Source organism: Streptomyces sp. NPDC031497, from assembly GCF_055580905.1.
The window spans coordinates 118130-137011 of the sequence record NZ_JBVIKO010000013.1 but is presented as its reverse complement, the minus strand read 5'-3'; the positions used below and the strand labels follow the sequence as shown (position 1 = coordinate 137011).

General features: G+C 71.9%; 15 protein-coding genes. 5 read left to right on the top strand and 10 right to left on the bottom strand.

The window, feature by feature from the left end:
• Positions 1-127 precede the first annotated feature (127 nt).
• Together ACZ5K7_RS26130 and ACZ5K7_RS26125 are read right to left on the bottom strand one after the other, a co-directional pair.
• A complete protein-coding gene (locus ACZ5K7_RS26130; protein WP_468916719.1) occupies positions 128-931 on the bottom strand; it encodes an alpha/beta fold hydrolase in 804 nt (267 codons plus the stop codon).
• Between the two features lie 89 nt (positions 932-1020).
• On the bottom strand, positions 1021-1389 hold the full coding sequence (locus ACZ5K7_RS26125) for a hypothetical protein (protein ID WP_351707516.1): 369 nt from the start codon (positions 1387-1389) through the stop codon (positions 1021-1023).
• Positions 1390-1487: 98 nt separating this feature from the next.
• On the opposite strand from ACZ5K7_RS26125, the gene ACZ5K7_RS26120 reads away from it, so the two are divergent.
• Both ACZ5K7_RS26120 and ACZ5K7_RS26115 read left to right on the top strand, forming a co-directional pair.
• Positions 1488-2582 (top strand): baeRF3 domain-containing protein, encoded by a 1095-nt coding sequence (locus ACZ5K7_RS26120; protein ID WP_351707513.1) that lies wholly within the window; start codon positions 1488-1490, stop codon positions 2580-2582.
• Positions 2583-2649: 67 nt separating this feature from the next.
• On the top strand, positions 2650-3663 hold the full coding sequence (locus ACZ5K7_RS26115) for a Gfo/Idh/MocA family protein (RefSeq protein ID WP_468916715.1): 1014 nt from the start codon (positions 2650-2652) through the stop codon (positions 3661-3663).
• A 13-nt stretch (positions 3664-3676) separates the two neighbouring features.
• Here the strand turns inward: ACZ5K7_RS26115 and ACZ5K7_RS26110 are convergent, their stop codons facing one another.
• Together ACZ5K7_RS26110 and ACZ5K7_RS26105 are read right to left on the bottom strand one after the other, a co-directional pair.
• Positions 3677-5704: a phosphocholine-specific phospholipase C gene (locus ACZ5K7_RS26110; protein ID WP_468916713.1), complete on the bottom strand. Its 2028-nt coding sequence runs from the start codon at positions 5702-5704 to the stop codon at positions 3677-3679.
• Between the two features lie 139 nt (positions 5705-5843).
• Entirely contained in the window at positions 5844-6257 is a 414-nt protein-coding gene (locus ACZ5K7_RS26105; protein WP_351707504.1) for an SsgA family sporulation/cell division regulator, read from the bottom strand.
• Positions 6258-6604: 347 nt separating this feature from the next.
• Here ACZ5K7_RS26105 and ACZ5K7_RS26100 point away from each other — a divergent pair, with 347 nt between their 5' ends.
• Positions 6605-8035, top strand: a complete 1431-nt coding sequence (locus ACZ5K7_RS26100) for a PP2C family protein-serine/threonine phosphatase (protein ID WP_468916710.1) — start codon at positions 6605-6607, stop codon at positions 8033-8035.
• A gap of 53 nt (positions 8036-8088) precedes the next feature.
• On the opposite strand, the gene ACZ5K7_RS26095 is transcribed toward ACZ5K7_RS26100, so the two are convergent.
• Positions 8089-9588 (bottom strand): DNA-binding protein NsdB, encoded by a 1500-nt coding sequence (locus tag ACZ5K7_RS26095; protein WP_468916707.1) that lies wholly within the window; start codon positions 9586-9588, stop codon positions 8089-8091.
• 266 nt (positions 9589-9854) lie between these two features.
• Between ACZ5K7_RS26095 and ACZ5K7_RS26090 the strand changes: the two genes are divergently transcribed.
• Together ACZ5K7_RS26090 and ACZ5K7_RS26085 are read left to right on the top strand one after the other, a co-directional pair.
• Positions 9855-10994, top strand: coding sequence for an aminoglycoside phosphotransferase family protein (locus ACZ5K7_RS26090; protein ID WP_351707495.1), 1140 nt, complete (start codon positions 9855-9857; stop codon positions 10992-10994).
• A 256-nt stretch (positions 10995-11250) separates the two neighbouring features.
• On the top strand, positions 11251-13236 hold the full coding sequence (locus ACZ5K7_RS26085) for an N-acetylmuramoyl-L-alanine amidase (RefSeq protein ID WP_468916704.1): 1986 nt from the start codon (positions 11251-11253) through the stop codon (positions 13234-13236).
• A 6-nt stretch (positions 13237-13242) separates the two neighbouring features.
• Here ACZ5K7_RS26085 and ACZ5K7_RS26080 read toward each other — a convergent pair whose 3' ends face one another.
• The 5 genes from ACZ5K7_RS26080 to ACZ5K7_RS26060 form a co-directional block, all read right to left on the bottom strand.
• Positions 13243-13740 (bottom strand): glycosyltransferase family protein, encoded by a 498-nt coding sequence (locus ACZ5K7_RS26080; protein WP_046731250.1) that lies wholly within the window; start codon positions 13738-13740, stop codon positions 13243-13245.
• Between the two features lie 57 nt (positions 13741-13797).
• A complete protein-coding gene (locus ACZ5K7_RS26075) occupies positions 13798-14520 on the bottom strand; it encodes a hypothetical protein (protein WP_468916701.1) in 723 nt (240 codons plus the stop codon).
• Between the two features lie 213 nt (positions 14521-14733).
• On the bottom strand, positions 14734-17397 hold the full coding sequence (locus ACZ5K7_RS26070; RefSeq protein WP_468916699.1) for an ATP-binding protein: 2664 nt from the start codon (positions 17395-17397) through the stop codon (positions 14734-14736).
• Between the two features lie 138 nt (positions 17398-17535).
• Positions 17536-18441, bottom strand: a complete 906-nt coding sequence (locus ACZ5K7_RS26065; RefSeq protein WP_468916697.1) for a universal stress protein — start codon at positions 18439-18441, stop codon at positions 17536-17538.
• Positions 18442-18593: 152 nt separating this feature from the next.
• Entirely contained in the window at positions 18594-18836 is a 243-nt protein-coding gene (locus ACZ5K7_RS26060; protein ID WP_351707479.1) for a DUF397 domain-containing protein, read from the bottom strand.
• Positions 18837-18882 lie beyond the last annotated feature (46 nt).

Genomic DNA, 18882 nt, shown 5'->3' with positions numbered 1-18882 from the left:
CCCGCGAACCCGCCCCGCACCGGGCTCCGCCCGCCCGGAACAGGCCAAGGGCAAAAACTTCCCCAACCGGAACCGGCGCCTCGGTTCTCACCGGGCGCCGGCCACCTGCCGCTGTCGCGTCCTCGCGCTACGCGTCCTCGCGCTCCCGGCGGGCCGGCGCCGCTGTCAGGAACCGGTCCAGCGTCGCCGTCAGCTCGGCCGGCCGCTCCACGGGAAGCTCATGGCCGGCGTCGATGATCCGGACCTCGGCGTCCGGATAGGCCTTGGCCATCCGCAGCATCTGCCCCACCGGCAGCTGGACGTCGTGGTAGCCGTGCACCATCAGGGTGGGCGCGGCGATCTCCCCGGCCCGGTCGAGGACATCGAAGGCCCGCATGGCGCCGTACAGCGTCATGACGACCTCGCGCGGCGTGTCCGCGGAGGCGCGGACGTACCCGCGTATCTCCTCGCGGGGGTACCCCGGGGCGAAGGCGCGCTGGATGTTGGCGGCGACGAACAGCTTGAACGGCACCAGGGTGGAGGCCGCCATCAGCAGGCCGCGGCCGCGGCTGTACGTCATCTTGCCGATGGAGTTGACCAGCACCATCCGCTCGACCCGCTCGGGATGGGTGAGCGCGAGGGTCTGGGAGATCATGCCGCCCATGGAGTGGCCGACGGGGACGAAACGGTCCACCTCGAGATGGTCGAGCAGGGCGACGACGTCCTGGGAGAGTTCGGCGATCGTCTTCACACCCACCCCGGTGCTCTCGCCGTGACCGCGCAGGTCGAGGCGGACCACCCGGCGGCCCTCGGCGAAGTGCGCCATCTGGTGGTCCCAGCGGTGCCGGTCGGCGGTCCAGCCGTGGATGAACACCAGGGGCGCGGCGACGCCGTCCCGGGGGCCCTCGTCGTCGTACGTCAGCGCCGCTCCGTCGACTTCGAGCTGCGGCATGGGGGCCTCCTGGGGCGCGATTCAGTTACTGCCGGGTACGGTAACCGGCCGCCCCGGCCACCGTCATCGGGCGGCCGGCCTCAACACGGTCACAGCGTGCGCCTGATGGCCGCCACGGCCGCCTCGGCGTCGTCCGCGGAGACCGCGAGCCGGGTGAAGGGCGCGGACGGTCTCAGGTCGACCAGGACGACCGGGCCGTGTGCATGGACGGCGACGAAGTCCCGCCCGCCCGGGTGCTGCCAGGCGCCGACACAGAACCGGTCGGGCTGGAAGTGGCCGGGGTGCGGTTCGCCGCGCAGCACCCGCCACCAGTCGGGCTCCACCGAGGCCCCGCGCACCTGCGCGAGCGGCACCCTGACGCGACGGCGGTGGGCGAGCAGCCGCTCCCGCCCGCCCAGGCGGACGACGACCTCGTCACCGTCGACGGTCAGCCGGGCCATCGCGCTCACCTCCGCCACGCACCGGGCGAACCTCGCCCAGCGAATCCCGCCGACCGAGTCCCACTGGGTGAATTACCCCAAATGCCGCAACTGCGAATCGGCCCTATGGTGCTGATATGGAGCACGCACTCAGTCCTTCGACCCTCGCCGAGCTGCGCCGCCCGCGCCCCTACCCCGCCGTGTCCGTGCTGACGCCGACGCACCGCCGCGAGCCCGACAACGCCCAGGATCCCGTCCGGCTGCGCAACGTCGTGGCCGAGGCGAAGAAGCAGCTGGAAACCGATCCCGCGGTCACCCGGGAGCGCCGTGGCGACCTCTTCGACCAGCTCGACCGGGCCCTCTCCGAGATCGATCTGGCGCATGCCGAGGACGGTCTGGTGATCTTCGCCGCGCCGGGTGAGCACCAGGTGTGGTCGCTGGCCCGCAGCGTGCCCGAGCGCGTGGTGCTCTCGGACACCTTCCTCACCCGCAACCTGGTCTCGGCGCAGGCCGCCGAGCGGCCGTTCTGGGTGCTGTCGATCTCGGCCGACCGGATCACGCTGTGGAACGGCGGGGTCGACCGGGTCACCGAGAGTGAGATCGGCGGCTTCCCGATGACCCGCAGCCAGGAGAACTTCGACGCCGAGCGGCTGCAGCGCATCGGCGACATGCCCAGCACCTTCCGCGACGAGGACACCAAGCGGTTCCTGCGGGACGCGGACACCGTGATGGCCGCGCTGCTGCGTGAGGAGCCGCGGCGCCTGTACGTCACGGGTGAGCAGGCCGCGCTGTCCCTGTGGGAGGAGTTCGGCAACGTCGCCAGGGACAGCATCCTCGTACAGCACGGCGGCCTCGCGCACGCCGGTCCGGAGGCCGTGTGGCAGGTGATCCGGCCGCTGCTGGAGGCGGACTCCCGCCGCAACACCGCGTCGGTGACCCGGGAACTGGATTCCGCGCGCGGTCACAAGACGTTCGCGGCCGGTGTCGACGAGGTCTGGCAGAGCGCCCGCGAGGGCCGTGTCCGGCTCCTGGCCGTCGAGGAGAACTACCGCACGACCGTCCGCGACGACGGCGACCACCTGGTCCCGGCCGCGAGCGGCGACCTCGACGCCCGCGACGACATCGTGGACGAGATCGTCGAGCAGTGCCTGGAGACCGGCGCCGACGTCCGCTTCGTCCCGGACGGCACGCTGGACGCCGAGAACGGCATCGCCGGGGTGCTGCGGTACTGACGAACCCGCTCACCCGGCCGACGTCTAGGCTCAGCAGCGTGATCGTCGGCTGAGAGGGAGTGTGGGCGTGGCTGAGCTGCTGGGCGTCGCGGTACTGGGTGCCGGACACATGGGTGCCGACCACATACGACGGCTCGACCAAGTGGTGAGCGGTGCGAGGGTGGCGGCTGTGGCCGACCCCGACCTGGACCGCGCCAAGGAGGCGGTGGCCGGCCTCGACGGGATCACCGTCCACGCGGATCCGCTGGCCGCCCTGGACGCCCCCGGTGTCGAGGCCGTGCTGATCGCCTCGCCCGGCCCGGCGCACGAGGAGCCGCTGCTGGCGGCCTTCGCCCGCGGGCTGCCGGTGCTGTGCGAGAAGCCCATGGTGCCGGACTCCACAGGTGCGCTCCGGGTCGTGGAGGCCGAGGCCGGGCTCGGCCGCAGGCTGGCCCAGATCGGGTTCATGCGCCGCTACGACACCGAGTACCAGCGACTGAAGGCCCTGCTGGACGGCGGCGGCCTGGGCCGGCCGCTGATGCTGCACTGCACCCACCGCAACGTGTCCTCGCCGCCCGGCTTCACCAGCGCCATGGTGATCAACAGCTCGGTCTCGCACGAGATCGACGCGGCCCGCTGGCTGCTCGGCCAGGAGCTGACCGCGGTGACCGTGCTGCGGCCGCGGCCGTCCTCCGGCGCCCCGCGGGGGCTGCTCGACCCGCAGCTGGTGCTCTTCGAGACCGACGGCGGCGCCCTCGTCGACGTCGAGGCCTTCGTCAACTGCGGCTTCGGCTACCAGGTGCGCTGCGAGGCGGTCTGCGAACGGGGCAGCGCCCGGATCGGCGAGGACCACACCATGCTGGTCACCTCGGCGGGCGCCGCCCGCGAGGAGGTGCCCCAGGACTATCTGGTGCGGTTCGCCGACGCCTACGACCGCGAGCTGCAGTCCTGGGTGGACGCCACCCGGCGGGGCCGGGTCACCGGACCCAGCGTCTGGGACGGCTACGCGTCCTCCGTGGTCGCCGAGGCCGGGGTCCGGGCGCTGGAGTCCGGCGGCCGTACGACCGTCGAACTCGCCCCGCGCCCGGACCTGTACACCTGATACGCCTGGTTCGTCAGCCGCTGACGCTCGCGGAGCCCGTCTCCAGGTGACCGGTGAACCGGCGCGACCAGGTCGCGTCGGAGTCCACCGTGACCGTGAAGTCGTACCAACCGCCTTGGTAGGCGACCGCGTTGAAGTAGTCCTCGGCCGAGGCACCGGCGGCGACCTGATAGGTCCAGGGGCCGTCGGTACGGTAGTTGTTCGATGTGATGGTGAACTTCACCGGCGCCGAGCCCGAGTTGGTCATCTTGAACCAGACGGCGAGTTTGCCGGTGCCGGGCTCCACGGTGTAACGGGTGCTCACCTCGGCCGACTTGCCGGCTTTGGTGGCGTCGCCCTGGAAGCGGCGCAGGAAGCGGTTGGGTCCGGTCATGGTCAGGTCGTACTTGCCGGCGCCGTACCCCGTGCCGATGTTGAAGTAGTCGGAGGCGGTGCCGCCGGCGGCCACCGTGTACTGCCAGGGTGTGGTGTCCCGGTAGGCGTTCGGGTGGAGGGAGAAGTGCGCCGCCCGGGTCGCCGGGGCGCCCTGGTTGGCCATGGTGAACCAGGCGCGGATGCTGCCGCCGGTCCCGAACTCCAGGTGGTCCAGGTACCCGTTGGGCTGGTAGGGCAGCGCACGGGCCGGGCGGGTGCCGGACTCCTGGGCGGGCAGAGCGTTGGTGGTGGGCACCGGATTGGGCAGCGGACCGCAGGTGGAGTAGCCGATGACGCTGGTCGCGGGCAGGGAGACCGCGCCGTGGACCGGGTTGGCGAAGTCGAAGACGCCGGTCAGGTCGCCGCTCACCGAGCGCCGCCACGCACTGATGTTGGGGCAGTTCGCGGGCTTGCCCAGGGCCGTGGTCCAGGTCTCCAGGAAGCGCAGCACCGAGGTGTGCTCGAAGACCTCGGAGGAGACCCAGCCGCCGCGCGTCCAGGGCGAGATGACGATCATCGGGACGCGGAAGCCGAAGCCGTACGGCACACCGTTCAGGAACTCGCCTGCCGTACCGGCGGGCGGCGCCGGGGGCGGTACGTGGTCGAAGTACCCGTCGTTCTCGTCGTAGTTGAGGAACAGGACGGTGGAGTCGAGGACGTCCTCGTCGGCGGCGAGGGCCTGGTAGACCAGGTTCACGAAGTGGGCGCCGTCACCGGGCGGGGCGTAGGGGTGCTCGGAGAAGGCCTGGTTGGCGACCACCCAGGAGACCTGCGGGAGGGTGCCGCCGACGGCGTCGGCCTTGATGGCGGCCGCGATGTCGTCGGGGGTGGAGCCCGTCACCCTGGGGACCGAGGCCATGCCCCGGTCGTACAGCGGGTTGCCCGCCTTGGCGCCGGCGAAGTTCTTGAAGTAGGCGCAGCCGTTGTCCCCGTAGTTGTCCTGGGCGTTCTGGTAGACCTTCCAGGTCACTCCGGCGTTCTGCAGGGCCTCGGCGTAGTTCTGCCAGGTCAGGCCGGACTCGTCGCCGCCGTCGTAGCTGGCGGGGTCGACCTTGCCGCTCCACAGGTAGGTGCGGTTGGGGCCGGTGGCACTGAGGGTGGAGCAGAAGTAGGCGTCGCAGATCGTGTAGTTGTCGGCGAGCGCGTAGTGGAAAGGGATGTCGGAGCGGTCCAGGTAGCCGAGGGACCGCACGTTGCCGACTCCCGCGACCCAGTTGTCCAGGCGGCCCTTGTTCCAGGCGGAGTGCTGGGACGACCAGGAGTGCGGCAGGTCACCGTTGCACTGGGCGATGGTCTCGCCGTTCTGGCCGCCGGCGTCGGGGGTGGCGCTGAGCTTCCAGGGATACTGACGGCCCGAGCCGTTGGGCTGGTTGAAGACCGGGTAGCCGCCGCTCAGGGTGATACCGCTGCGGTCCGCGAAGCCGCGGACGCCCCTGAGGCGCCCGAAGTAGTGGTCGAAGCTGCGGTTCTCCTGCATCAGGATGACCACGTGCTTCACGTCCGAGATCGTGCCGGTCGCCGTCGTCTGGGCCGCGGCCGCCGTCCGTGGGCCGGCGGTGCTCACTGCCATGCCCGCCGCCACGGAAGCGCCCAGTCCCACGAAGCCTCTTCGGCTGATCGGTGTCATTCGCCCCGTCCTCGTCACGGGTGTGCCCCTGTGGCATACCGTGCGCAAGGGTGCACGGGGCGTTCATCAGGGTCCGGACCGGAGCGGTGAGGCGGAATGAACAGAAGTCAAAGTACAGGTCGGTAGCGCCGGATCCCTCTCACACGCCCCCGAACAACGTGCTCAGGCCCCGCTCCACGACCGCCTCGACGTCCTCCTCCCCCGGCGCCACCACCTCGTGGGTGCGCTGCAGGAAACGGACGAGCGCCTGGGTGTCGAACTGGAGCAGGGCGAGCCCGTGCGGCGAGTGGAACTCCACGGCCGTACGGCCCCGGCCGCAGGGCCAGATGTGCACGTCCCCGCGCCCGGCGGGGACATCGAGACCCTGGTCCAGCAGCGAGCGCGCGAAGGTCCAGGTGACCTCCTCCCCGCCGAGGGTGACCTCGGCGGGGAAGTCGACGAACACGGCCAGCGGATCACCGGAGGTGTACCGGAGCGTGGCGGGCACCGGGACCTCCTGGTCCTCGGCGGTGATCAGCCGGGCGCGGGCAGGTTGCTCGAAAGTGATGTCCATGCCTGTAGGACTCCACAGGTGCCCCTCGCATGACGCGAAATCCGGACAGAGTTGCCGTGGTTGGCCGAGACCGCGACACTGCGAACACAGACGCGTCGAACAGTCGCCCGAGCGCTACACGAGCACCCTTGAAAATAGTTCAACTCGCGTAGTCCGCCTACGACTTGCCCACTCGACCGCGTACGTCTTTCATGGCGGTCCACCAGCCCGTGAAGACTCTGGCATATGCCAGAAGCACCACCGTATCGTGTGTTGCCAAATCCCTTACGGGGCGTCGCAGGCTGTGCAACAGTCGTAACCGGTCCCCCGCCCGTCCTGGCCGTACCGTCCCCGCATCGGAGTGCGTCATGCCGTCCCATGTCTCCGCGGACCGCCCCGCCGCCCAGCCGCCCGGGCGCGGCTCGGTCGAGGCGTTGATATCGCAGACGCGGCGGCTCAAGGGCGATGTGGACGCCGTACGACGGGACACCCGGAGCGACGGTTCGGACCCCCGGGACCGCTGGCAGCGCGCGCTGTACGACCTGGCACTGCATCAGCTCAACGATCTGGACGAACACCTGGCGCAGCTGCGGGACGGCCCCGCGGCGCCGCCGCCCGGCCCGGACGCCGGGCCGGTGCAGCCCTCGGCACCGGCCGGCATCCCGCACGGTTCGCTGCTCAGCCGGGTCGGCAGCGCGGAGTGGAACCTCCTGACGGACGAGGCCAGTTGGTCCGGCGAGCTCTACCAGATCCTCGGTCGCGACCCGGCCGCGCCCGCGCTCACCCTCGACGAACTGCCCGCCCTGGTCCTGGACGAGGACCGGCCCGGACTGACCGCGATGGTCACCGACTGCCTGGTCGACGCCAAGCCGATCGACGGCGAGTTCCGCGTGCTGCGGCCCGACGGGAACGTGCGGACCGTGCACATGATGGGCGAGCCCGTGCTCGGCGGCGACGGCAGCACCGCCTCCATGTGGGCCGTGCTGCGGGACGTCAGCGAACTGCGGCGCAGCCAGCGTACGGTGCGCGAGACCCGCGACTCGTTGCGGCACCAGCGCCGACGGGACCAGACCGAGCAGCGGCTCGCGGCCGAACGGCAGGAAGCCGTGCTGCCGCCGGGGCGCGGCGCGCTGCGGCTGCCACGCCGCGGCCCGGGCACCCTCGACGCCGCCGCCCGCTACCTGCCGTCCGGGGCCGGCGCCCTGCTCGGCGGCGACTGGTACGACGCGCTGGAGCTGCCCGACGGCGACACCCTGCTCAGCGTCGGCGACCTCACCGGGCACGGCGTCGCCGTCACCTCGGGCATGGCCATGCTGCTCGGCGCCGTACGCGGGATGGCGATGGCAGGCGCCCAGCCGGGGCACCTCATGTCCCTGCTCAACCAGTTGCTCGACGCCACCGTGCAACCCGCGCTGGGCAGCGCCGTCTGCTGCCGCTACCGCCCCACGACCCGCACCCTGACCTGGGCGCAGGCAGGACACCCCGCCCCGCTGCTGTTCCGCGACGGGACGGGGTGTGTGCTGAGCGCGCCGGACGGCGTCCTGCTCGGCGCCACCTCGGGAGCCGGTTACGGGCAGGCCGAAGTGGCCCTGGAACCGGGCGACCTGCTCCTGCTGCACACCGACGGGCTGTTGCCCGGACACAGCGCGGCGGACTCCCTGGACCGGCTCCTCGGGCTGTCCCCGCGGTTCGGGGCGGCACACACCGCCCAGGACTGTGTCAGGGCCGTGATCGAGGAGTTCGGCGAGACCGAGCGCGAGGACGAGGCCTGCGTACTCATCGCCAAGGTGAGTGAATAAGGGCGGCTGCCGCCACCCGGACCAACCGGTGCGCACGGATGCGCACAGGGCCCCTATGCCTGTGCGCTGTTGTTCGTCCCCCTGCTCCTGGCCTTGGGCAGGGCGAGCTTGATCTCCTCCCGCAGGTCCTGGATCCTCGGATAACTGGAGTACTCGGCGGTGAGCCGGTACATCTGGCGCAACCGGTCCCAGGTGCGGTGGGAGGAGTTCGATCCCATCGACACCAGGGCCAACCGCGCGTAGTGGCCGGCCTGTTCGGGGTCGTCCGCGATGAAGCAGGCGGAGGCCATGGAGAGGAAGTCGAAGATCTTCGACCGCTCCTGCTTGCTGTCGGCCCTGAGCGTCAGGGCCTTCTCCGCATAGTGCCGGGCGTGCACGGCCGCGCTCGGGTCATGGTCGGCCAGCGTGCGATAGGCCAGGGCCTGCATGCCGTACAGATCCGCCTCGTTGAACATCTGCATCCAGCTCGGCGGCGGCACATCACTGCGGTCCGAGACGAAGAGGCTCTCCGCCTGACCGAGGGTACGGCGCATCGCCTGGCCCTTGCCCATCGACGCCTGTGCCCACGCCTCGATGGTGTGGAACATCGCCTGGGTGCGCGGCAGCACCTCGTGCCCCGAGCCGGACTGGGCGAGTTTCATCAGGTCGAGTGCCTCGTCGGGCCGGCCGATGTGCACCATCTGGCGAGCCGCCCTGGAGAGCGCCTCACCGGCACGCGGCCGGTCACCACCCTCACGGGCCGCGTGCGCGGCGATGACGAAGTACTTCTGGGCCGTGGGCTCCAGGCCGATGTCGTGCGACATCCAGCCCGCGAGGACGGCGAGGTTGGCGGCGACGCCCCACAGGCGCCGCTGCAGATGGTCGGGGTGACGGTAGGCGAGCATGCCGCCCACTTCGTTGAGCTGTCCCACCACGGCCTTGCGCTGCAGCCCGCCACCGCGGGCCGCGTCCCAGGCGCGGAACACCTCGACGGAGCGCTCCAGTTCCTCGATCTCCTCGGACCCGATGGGGGCGGCCTCGTAGCGGTCGAACCCAGCGGGGTCGGCGTGCAGAGGGTCGTCGAAGACGGGGGCGTCGGCCTTCAGGGTGGGGTCGGTGTGCAGCCAGTCGTACATGGCGCTGCTGAGTACGGATCCCGCGGTGAGCGCGGCACCCGCGCCCACCAAGCCGCGTCGGTTGAGCATGAGGTCCATTCCCGTGAATTCGGTGAGGACCGCGGCGGTTCGTTCGGGCGCCCACGGCATGCCGTCGGGATGTTCCACGTTCCCGTCGTCCGGCCGTTTTCCCGTACGCCCGTGCCGTACCAGACCGAGGTCCTCGATGGTCACGACACGGCCGAGACGCTCGGTGAACAGGGCCGCCAGCACCCGCGGCACCGGATCGCGCGGGATCTCTCCCGTGTCGATCCACCGCCGCACCCGGGAGGTGTCGGTCGCCAGCTGGGGGTGGCCCATGGCCGCCGCCTGCCGGTTGACCAGCCTCGCGAGTTCGCCCTTGGACCAGCCGGCCAGGCCGAACAGGTCCGAGAGGCGGGTGTTGGATTGTCCGCTCACGTCAAGCCCCCAGGTTCTCGGCTGAGTTGACAGTAGCCCCGTGACGATTGCCGGGCGACTATTCGCCACGGTTCGCCAGGGTGCGCCAGATGGTGTGCCACTGGGCAACGGGTGTCAGGTAGGAACGCGCCACCCCGACCCGGTCGCCACTCGACGGACACACTCCCCAGGGTGTGTCCGGGCGGCCGGGCCGGGAGGGCGCCGAGGACCTCTCGCAGGACTTCTCAGGCAGGCACCGCAGGTACACGAAGGGATCTGTATCGCCCATGTACGCAGCATCGTCCTCCGTGTCCGCCCCGCCCCGGACGCTGCGCCCCCGCCCGGCGGGCAGCGGACCCTATCTCGATCCCGCACGTACCGGGGCCGCCGTACCGGTCGTGGGCCGGCAACGGCGCGCCGCGGGTCCGGGCACCCAACCGCTCAGCGGGAGACTCGACTTGTCCGGCCCCCAGGGCGCACAGCTGCGCACCGCGATCGCGTCGGTGCACCGGATCTGCCCGGAGTTCGCTCCGGTCCAGGTGCTGCGGCGCTCCGGGCGGTCCGTGATCCTCGTCGGGACGACGGGGCGCAGCACGGCCGTAGCCAAGTGTCTCCTGGACCACTCCCCCGCCTGGGCCGAGCGGATCCGCCACGAAATAGCGGCATACCGCTCGTTCGTCCGGCACCGGCCGCCGATCCGGGCGCCGAGGCTGATCGCGGCGGACCCGGACAACTGCACGCTGGTGATCGAGCGGATGCCCGGCCGGGTGGCGGCGGTACAACGCCACCCGGCGGAGGCTCCGCCCCGGGCGGACATCCGGGCCGCCCTGGGCGCGATCTGCCGGCTGAACGCCTGGCGGCCGCCGGCGGGCACCTTCGACGCGCCGGTGGACTACGCGGCCCGCATCTCCCGGTACCACGAGCTGGGTCTGCTCACCGACCGGGACATGGGTGACCTGCAGAAGCTGCTGCACGGCATCGCGGTCGCGGCGGGCCGGCAAGGGATGGGTCAGTTCTGCCACGGAGATGCCCTGCTCTCGAACATCCTGCTGTCGCCGGCCGGTCCAGTGCTGGTGGACTGGGAGCACGCGGGCTGGTATCTGCCGGGGTACGACCTGGCGACGCTCTGGTCGGTTCTCGCGGACGCCCCGGTGGCGCGTCGTCAGATCAGCCAGATCGCCCAGTCGGCGGGGCCCGCGTCCCGGGACGCCTTCCTGGTGAACCTGATGCTGGTCCTCACCCGGGAGATCCGGACCTACGAGACCGCCGTGCAGCGTTCGATGCACGACGCGACCCCGGCGGCACAGGGTACGGCCCATCCGGGTGCCGCGCCGACCGGCGAGGAACAGCGGCTGCTGCTCCGGCGGCTGCACGACGACTGCCAGCTGGCCCGCCGGGCTGTGCGCGCGGCGGTCGGCACTCGCTGACGGGGACGAGAAATCCGCGGTGCGCTCAGGGCAATCGCGCACCGCGGATTTCTCGGGTGGCCGTACCGCTCACTGGTGTACGCCACTGACGCCGCGCAGGCCGGGAGGCCTCCGCCACGAAACTCCCACGATCATCGTATGACATGGGAATTCTCCCTCTTCTGGGCATGATTGACGAATCGTCGGCAAGCCGGTACCACTGAGCCACGCTCAGCCCCGCACGCCCCGTCGCGCTCGATCGCCCCAGGAGGCCGCATTGCGAGGATCCGTCACCGAGCCAGCGCCCACTCGCGGCGGCAGACATCTGCGGAGGGCGGCCGCCGCCGTCGGCTCCGCGGCACTGCTGTTGCCGTTGCTGGGTGCCGCTCCGCCCCCCGGCGAGACCGCGGCGTCCGCCGGGCTGCTCCAGCGTGCGTTCGCATCCGCCGCGACCGAGTACCACGTGCCGCAGAGCGTTCTGCTGGCCGTCTCCTACCTCCAGTCCCGCTGGGACACCCATGACGGCGCGCCGAGTGTGACGGGCGGCTACGGCCCGATGCACCTCACCGACGCACACACCGCGCTGGCCACCACCACCGAGCACTTCGCCGCCGGCACCGAGGACGCCCGCGGCGACAGTGCCCGGCCGGCCCTGCATCCCAGCGTCAAGGTGCCGGCGGACTCCGCGCTCCCGGCCCGTCTCAGGACCCTTCTCAGGGCCGCCCGGCTGACCGGCATCCCGGCGGGGGAACTGCGCACCGATCCGGCGTCGAACGTGGCCGGCGGCGCCGCCCTGCTCGCGGCCGCCCAGCGGTCCCTGCACCAGCCGCTCAGCGCCGACCCGGCCGACTGGTACGGCGCGGTCGCACGCTTCTCCGGCGCCGACGACTCGGCGACCGCGGCGGCGTACGCGAACGACGTGTTCGACGTCCTCCACACGGGCCAGGAGCGCACCACGGACGAGGGAGAGCGCGTCGCCCTCGCCGCCCAGCCGGATCTGAAGGCCGACAGGGCGCAGTTGAAGCTGACCGGACTGCGCACGGTGGCGGCGGACGACACGGAATGCCCGACAACGGTGTCGTGCGAATGGATCCCGGCGCCCTACGAGGAGTTCGGGGACAACGACTACGGCAACCACGACGTCGGCGACCGGCCGGCCTCGCAGAGCATCAAATACATCGTCATCCATGACACGGAGGGCGCCTGGGACGGGACCATCAACCTGGTCCAGGACCCGACCTATGTGTCCTGGAACTACACCATCCGCTCCACCGACGGTCTGATCGCCCAGCACGTCAAGGCGAAGGACGTGGCCTGGCACGCGGGCAACTGGTACATCAACGCCAAGTCGATCGGTATCGAGCACGAGGGTTTCCTCGCCGCGCCGGACGCCTGGTACACGGAGGCGATGTACTGGTCGTCGGCCCGGCTGGTGAGGTACCTGACCACCAAGTACGGCATCCCGCTGGACCGGCAGCACATCCTCGGCCACGAGAACGTGCCGGGGCCGACCACCTCCACCATCCCCGGGATGCACACCGACCCCGGCCCGTACTGGGACTGGCGGCACTACTTCGAGCTGCTGGAGCACCCCTTCAAGCGCACGGCGGGGAAGAAGGGCGGTCTGGTGACGATCCTGCCGGACTACGCCACCAACCAGCCGACGTACACCGGCTGCGTCACCAGCGGCCAGCCGTGCGCCGCGCACGGTTCCGGCGAGGTGCGGCTGTACTCCGACCATGACGAGAGCTCGGCCCTGATCAAGGACATCGGCCTCGGCAGGACGCCCACGACCGACGTGAACGATCTCTCCTCGCGGGTCTCCACCGGCCAGCAGTACGCGGTGGCGGACACCTGGGGCGACTGGACCGCGATCTGGTACCTGGGGCAGAAGGCCTGGTTCAGGAACCCGGCGAAGGCGCCGACGGCGGTGACCGCGACGGGGCTGGTGGTGACGCCGAAGGCGGGGCTGACCAGCATCCCGGTGTACGGCCGTGCCTATCCGGAGGCGGCCGCGTACCCCTCCGGGGTACCCGCGCAGGCGGTGTCGCCCCTGCCGTACACCATCCCCGCGGGTCAGGAGTACGTGGTCGGTGACGCGGTGCCGGGCGAGTACTACTACGCGGTCACCTTCGACACCGCCACGCACCGGGTCGTGGTCGGCAAGGACCTGTACTACGAGATCCAGTACGGCCACCGGGTCGAGTTCGTCCGCGCGGCCGACGTGACGGTGGCGCCCGCCAGCAGGTGGGGGCGGAGGTAACCGTCGTCAGCCCTGCTGGAACAGCTCCGCCGGGAGCGGTTTCAGCAGGGCGTACAGGTCGTCCGTGATCGGGCGGTCCCAGGCGGCGATGGTCACGAGGACGCCGTCGCTGCGGTCGAACTGGACGCAGGAGATCCGGCTCTCGGAGAGCTTGAGACGGCGCACGATCAGCAGGTTGTCGCCCTGCAGGACCGGCATGTCCTCGGTGCCGACGACGGTGACGTCCTCGTCGTTCTCCAGCGCGAGCAGCAGCTGGCCGACCTCGAAGGGGACCTCGTCCTCCGCGACCTCGCGGGCCGGGGAGCCCTCGGGGAGGTTGCCGATGATCATCGCGGGGCCGCGGCCGCCGAAGAGGTCGTAGCGCAGGAAGACGCCCTGGCAGGTGCCGTCGGGGGCGGGCAGCAGCCCGGCGCCGAGGTTGCCGGGCCAGTCGCCCGGGTCCATGGCCAGTACGTCGAAGTCGGGGCCGGCGGGAGTGGCGCTGCGGCGACGGAGGAACGACATGCGGTCCATGGTACGGGGCCGCGGCGCTTTCCCCACCGCCGCGCCTCCTCGGGAACGTCAGGAGAAGTGCACGTCGCTCAGGTCGATGCTCACCATGACGTGATCGTGGTCGGGACGTCCGTCGGGCCCGCGCAGATACGCTCGACGCCTGGTCGGGAACCTGATGCCGTCCCCCTCCTCGAAGTCAGTGACGTACTGGGCGGCCGCGAAGCCGCCGGCGATGTCCACGTGGTAGTCGTGCCGTCGGAGGAGAAGGTCGTCCCCGAAGTAGAAGTCCTGGACCGTGCTGTGGCTTGCGACGGTGTCCGGGAAGGTGACCCGCAGACGGCGCCAGGCCTCGGTCGGCGATTCGGTCCATGGTTCCTTTTCCTCCACGGCCATGCCGTCCATGATCATGAAGAACGGTGTGGTCAGGTACGTCCACAGCGCGTAGCCGTTGAAGTAGGCACGGTCCAGCGGATCCCAGGGGGTGTCCAGGACGTGCCCCGAGAACGACTTGCGCGGGTCGAGACGCTCGGCGACGACCGTGCCGTCACTCCGCATGATCGCCACCCGGCCGGGCGTGAAGTCGGTGTGCTGTTCGGGGGAGCCGAAGGGGCTCACCGACGCGCGTTCCTCGTGCAGGCCGATGGTCATTCGGCGCGGCTGGAGGTCCAAAGGCAGGCCCTTGGACGCGAAGAGTTCGCCGTCGCTGACGATGGTGGCCGTCGCGGTCGTCAGCCGCTCCCACCGCTGCACGCCGCCGTGGGCCTCGAGAATGTCGGAGAGCAGGCCGCTCATTCCTTCTCCTCGACCCGTGGGCGGACACCATCGCGCTCCAGGCATGCGGGGCGGCACCCTCGAACACGACAACGTTCCAACGAAACGCACCGTCCCGCATCCCGTGCCGTCAGCGGTCGGCGGACGACCTCACCACGTGAGACTCGGACAGACCAAGCCCGCGATGTATCGGAGGCGGCCCCGCACCTCTGGGTACGTCGTCGCCGACGGCTGCTACAAAGTCGCCGTCTCCGCCGCCGCCAGTTGGGCTCGCGCCTCGTCCGCCAGGCCGTCCGCCCCGCACTGCTCGGCCGTCTCCAGGCCCCGGCGGAGGTGGGTGGGGTCGTGGAGCTCTGTGCCCAGGGCCACCAGCGCGCACGCCAGTTCGTAGGCTGCCGGAGAGCGTTCCAGGTGGGTCACCGCCTCTTTCAGGTAGGTCAGGCGGGCCGGACCCGTCGTGACCTCCGCCGCGGTGCGCAGGGCCTGGCCGATCGCCGACGGGGCGCCGAACTGGCGGGCGCGGCCCACCGCTTCCAGGGCCGTGGCCAGGGCGCGGTCGGGTGTGTCGTGGCTCTCGGCGCGGGCGAGGTGGAGCTGCCAGGGGCACCACGCGGGGTTGCGGATGCCGCGTGGTTCGAGACGGCGGCCCGCGGCCGCGAGCTCGGCCGCCGCGTCCTGGGTGAGGCCGCGGGCGAGGAGCAGTTCGCCGTAGACCGTCTGGGCGTCGGGGAAGACCACGGCCGCCGGGAAGGGCTCGTGGAAGGAGTGGTCCTCGGCGACCTGGGTGGCCTCGTCGGTACGGCCGCGGGCGAGCAGGGTCTGGACGAGGGTGCCGACCGCGTACCAGTAAACGGGGGTGCCGGGGCCGACGCGTTCGGCGAGGCGCAGCCCGGAGCGGACCAGGTCCTCGGCCTCGGCGAGGCGGCCGCGCCGGTAGCGGACGTAACCGTGGAGGGTGTACGCGAAGGAGAGGTGCGCGCCACGCCAGCCCTGGCGTTCGAAGTCGGCGGTGCCGGTGGCGAAGAGTTCCTCGGTGCGGTCGGGCCGGTCGGCGTACATGAAGGCGAGGGCGACCAGGACGGGCACCTCGAAGCCGCGGTCCGACTCGGCCCAGCCCAGTCCGCCGGCGAGGGCGCGCTCGGCGTGCTGGAGCGCGACCTGCGCGGGTTCGCCACGCTGGACCGCGTCCCAGGTGCGCAGGCCGATGATGTACCGCTCGGTGAGATCGCGGCCCTGGAGCCGGTCGGCGAGCCGGGCCAGCCGGCGGGAGCGGGATGGGTGGTCGGGTTCGTCGGCGCGGAAGGCGTCCCACATGAACTGTTCGGAGAGCATCCGCAGCCGGACCCGGGCGTCACCGGTCAGCCGGATCTCCCGGGCCAGGGTCTCGGAGGCCTCGGCGAGCCGGTCGCTGTGGGCGAGGACCTGGGAGAGGCGGTAGACGATGTTCTGGCGCAGCCCGGGCTCGGCGATGGGCTCCGCGAGGGCCGCGCGCAGGTGGTTGACGGTGGTGGCGGGTTCGGTGAGCAGGGAGGCGCTGCCGAGTTCGTAGAGGACGGCGGCGCGGTCCTTGGCGGACGGCGGCTCGCGCAGGGCCCGGGCGAGGTAGCGGCAGGCGGCGTCGGGGGCGCCGGCCCGCAGGGTCTCGCCGGCGGCGGCGCGCAGCCGCTGGACGACCCAGGGGTCGCCCTCGGGGTGGGTCTCCAGGAGGTGGCGGGCGGCGGTGGCGGCGGCCTGGCCGTCGTCGGTGACGCACCAGGCGGCCTGGCCGTGCAGGGCGACCCGTACGCCGGGTGGGATGGCCCGGTAGACGGCGGTGGCGATCAGCGGGTGGACGAACTCCAGGGTCTCGGTGCCGGTGAGGACGCGGACACCGCGCAGGGCGTCGGCGGCGTCCGCGGCCTCCTCGTGGCCGAGGCCGGCGACGGCGGCGGCGAGCGCGGGATGGATCTCGGTGCCGAGGACGGCGCAGGCCCAGGCGAACCGGACGGTGGAGGGGCCGAGGCGTTCCAGCCGGGCGATCAGGCCGCTGCCCTTGACGGCGGCGGCGAGGTCGCGCAGCAGGGGTGCGCCGGCCTCGGTGGGGTCGAGGCCCCGGTCGGAGACCTTGGCGGTCAGTTCGACGGTCTCGAAGGGGTTGCCGGCGGTGACGGCCCAGCACTCGTGGCAGAAGGCGTCGTCGGCGTGCGCGCCGAGGCTCTCGCGGACCAGGCCGGCGACGGCGTCGGCGCTGAGCGGTTCCAGGTCGTGCGGGCGGCCGCCGGCCCGGCTGGGCAGTCCGCGCAACGACTCGGCATGGTCGGGGAGTTCGTCGGGCCGGTAGGCGACGACGACGAGCAGCGGGAGTTGCTCGGCGCGGGGTGCGAACGCGGCCAGCCAGCCCAGGGATTCGGGGTCGGCCCAGTGCGCGTCGTCGAGGACGAGGACCATCGGCGCCTGGCGCACCACGAGGTGGGTGAGCACCCAGTCGAGGCCGTCGCGCAGGCCCTGCTGGTCGGGCGGAGCGCCCTCGGTGGGGGCGCACAGGCCCAGGGCGGGGCCGACGATGTCGTACCAACTGCCCAGTGAGGCGCGGAGTTCGGCCTCCGGTGCACCGGCGAGGCGGGGTTGCAGGAGCTGGCGGGCGACGTGGAAGGCGACGCGCTGTTCCTGGTCGCCGCCGCGGGCGGAGAGCACGGTGCAGCCCTGGGCGGCGGCGCGGCGGCGGACCTCGGCGAGGAGCGTGGTCTTGCCGATCCCGGCGCGGCCGGCGAAGGCGAGCAGCGCGCCGAGCGGCCGGTCGGCCGGTGCGGCGCCGTCCGCGCTCAGACCGGTGAGTTCGGCCAACGCCTCGTCGACGGCGCCGAGTTCACTCTCACGTTCGTAGAGTGTCCGTCGGTTCCGAAGGACCCGCTGTCCCATGACCACCCCCTGCCACGGTGATGCGCGAGCGCGGGGAGCGGGCGCGCACCGTGGCTTGCAGGCAGCTCAGCGTACGCCCGATGAGCGTGATCCGCTCCCTACTGACGGTTACTGACCCAAGGGGCTTGACAGGACACTTCAGGACTCATCGGACGGTGGCGGCGGGATCACCGCGATCGGGCTCGCCGCGTGCAGCAGGACGGCCTGGGTGACCGAGCCGATCATGCGGGCCGGGGCGAGCAGGCGCCGTCGATGCCGCCCCACGACGACCAGTTCGGCGTCCTTGGAGGCGGCGACCAGGGCGCCGGCCGCGTCTCCGGGCAGCGCGAGGGCCTCCGCGGGCACGTTCGGGTGCTCCTTGAGGTGCGGGGCGAGAAAGCCCTCGGCCAGGGTGCGGGTCTCCTGCTCGATCTCGTCCTGGTCGAGGGTCGGCGGGGCGAGCGCTCCGGCCGTGGCCCAGAACTGGACCGGCCACGGGTAGGCGGCGATCACCTGGAGCCGGGCGCCGCGCCGGGCGGCCTCCGCGAAGGCGAACGCGAGGGCGGCGTCGTCGGGGCTGTCCGCGTCGACGCCGACGACGACCCGGGTCCCGGGCTGCGCGGGGAACTCGTCGGGGACCTCGCGCCCCGGCCTGGGTACGACGACCACCGGGCACGGGGCGTCGCGGGCGGCGGCCATGCCGTTGGAGCCCAGGATCAGGCCGGCGAAGCCACCGCGGCCCCGGGAGCCGAGCACCAGCAACTGCGCGTCGGAGCCCAGTTCGGGCAGCAGTGCGGACGGGGCGCCCTCCATGGCGACGTACTCCACGGCCGGTCCCCCGGCGTCGGCGGCCAGCCGGTCGCCGACCTCGTCGAGGACGGGGTCGCCGGCCGTGTCGGGCTCTCCGGCGACCATGACGTCCGGCTGTCCCCAGGCGGCGTACTGGCGCACGTGCACCACCCGCAGCGGCGCGTCCCGTCGCCGGGCCGCGTCGAGGGCCCAGTCCAGGGCGCGCAGGCTGTCGTCGGAACCGTCCACCGCGGCGATGACCGGCGCAGTGCTCATCGTTGCCCACCTCCGGAATACGACCTTCCCTGTCCGGGGCCAGCCTGTCTCAGGCGGCGGCCCCGGAAGGGCGCTGCTGGTCACGTGTCCGGAAATCCTTGCCGAACACCCCCCGGTTCGCCTCTCTGCCGCGGAACCGGGCGGGGTGACGCTCAGGTCAGGTCGAACTCGCCCTCCCGGGCCCCCGACACGAAGGCGCCCCATTCGGCGGGGGTGAAGATGAGGGAAGGGCTCTCCGGGCGGCCGCTGTTGCGCATCGCGATGAATCCCTCGACAAAGGCGATCTGGACATCCCCCCGGCCACGGCTGCTGGACTGCCACTCGGCCTCGCTGAGGTCCAGCTCCGGCTTGTCCCAGCCCAGTACCGACTGCTGCTGGATGGTGCTCTCGGCCACGTCCGTGCTCCTCCCGAATTCGTCGTCCGCGGCCAGCCTAGCTTTC

Coding starts and splice junctions, on each gene's coding strand:
- ACZ5K7_RS26130 (WP_468916719.1), bottom strand. CDS start 931: ATGCCGCAGCTCGAAGTCGACGGAGCGGCGCTGACGTACGACGACGAG.
- ACZ5K7_RS26120 (WP_351707513.1), top strand. CDS start 1,488: ATGGAGCACGCACTCAGTCCTTCGACCCTCGCCGAGCTGCGCCGCCCG.
- ACZ5K7_RS26110 (WP_468916713.1), bottom strand. CDS start 5,704: ATGACACCGATCAGCCGAAGAGGCTTCGTGGGACTGGGCGCTTCCGTG.
- ACZ5K7_RS26105 (WP_351707504.1), bottom strand. CDS start 6,257: ATGGACATCACTTTCGAGCAACCTGCCCGCGCCCGGCTGATCACCGCC.
- ACZ5K7_RS26100 (WP_468916710.1), top strand. CDS start 6,605: ATGCCGTCCCATGTCTCCGCGGACCGCCCCGCCGCCCAGCCGCCCGGG.
- ACZ5K7_RS26090 (WP_351707495.1), top strand. CDS start 9,855: ATGTACGCAGCATCGTCCTCCGTGTCCGCCCCGCCCCGGACGCTGCGC.
- ACZ5K7_RS26080 (WP_046731250.1), bottom strand. CDS start 13,740: ATGTCGTTCCTCCGTCGCCGCAGCGCCACTCCCGCCGGCCCCGACTTC.
- ACZ5K7_RS26075 (WP_468916701.1), bottom strand. CDS start 14,520: ATGAGCGGCCTGCTCTCCGACATTCTCGAGGCCCACGGCGGCGTGCAG.
- ACZ5K7_RS26070 (WP_468916699.1), bottom strand. CDS start 17,397: ATGGGACAGCGGGTCCTTCGGAACCGACGGACACTCTACGAACGTGAG.
- ACZ5K7_RS26065 (WP_468916697.1), bottom strand. CDS start 18,441: ATGAGCACTGCGCCGGTCATCGCCGCGGTGGACGGTTCCGACGACAGC.